This is a genomic window from Streptomyces silaceus (assembly GCF_001419745.1).
Taxonomy (GTDB): domain Bacteria; phylum Actinomycetota; class Actinomycetes; order Streptomycetales; family Streptomycetaceae; genus Streptomyces; species Streptomyces silaceus.
On the sequence record NZ_LIRJ01000116.1, the window covers coordinates 37148 to 37744 of the forward strand.

A 597-nucleotide genomic window follows, 5' to 3' on the forward strand; every position below is an offset into this window, starting at 1 on the left:
CGACCTCGGCTGCGGCAACGGGGGCGACGCCCTGTGGCTCGCCGGGCAGGAGTGGCGCGTCACGGCGACCGACATCTCGGCCGTGGCGGTCGAGCGGCTCGCCGCCCTCGCCCGCTCGCACGGGTTCGGCGACCGGGTCACCGCCGTGCGGCACGACCTGCGTACGTCGTTCCCGGACGGCGAGTTCGACCTGGTCTGCGCCCACTACCTGCACACGCCCTTCGACCTGGACAAGGCGGCCGTCCTGCGCTCGGCCGCGCACGCCCTGCGGCCCGGTGGGCGGCTGCTGGTCGTCGACCACGGCTCGACCGCGCCGTGGTCGTGGACGGCGGGCTCGGATGTCCGCTACCCGTCCCCGCGGGAAGTCGCCGCGGACATCGCCCTGGACCCGGGGACGTGGACGGTGGAGCAGGCCGACGCGCTGACCCGGACCGCGACGGGACCCGACGGCCGCACCGCCGAGGTCACCGACCACGTCCTGGTCGTCCGCCGCGCGGGCTGACACCCCGGACACCCCTGACGGCCCCCGTCCCGAGGCCGCCTTCGCCACCCCAGAAGGAAGGAGACCACCGTGCCCGCCCCCGCGCGCCCCAACCG

At 76.5% G+C, this 597-nt stretch carries 1 protein-coding gene; it reads left to right on the forward strand.

Annotation, left to right across the window (positions count from 1 at the left end):
- Nucleotides 1–502: class I SAM-dependent methyltransferase (locus tag AOK22_RS13210; RefSeq protein ID WP_055698813.1), on the forward strand; the 502-nt coding region annotated here is incomplete at its 5' end.
- Between the last annotated feature and the right edge of the window lie 95 nt (nucleotides 503–597).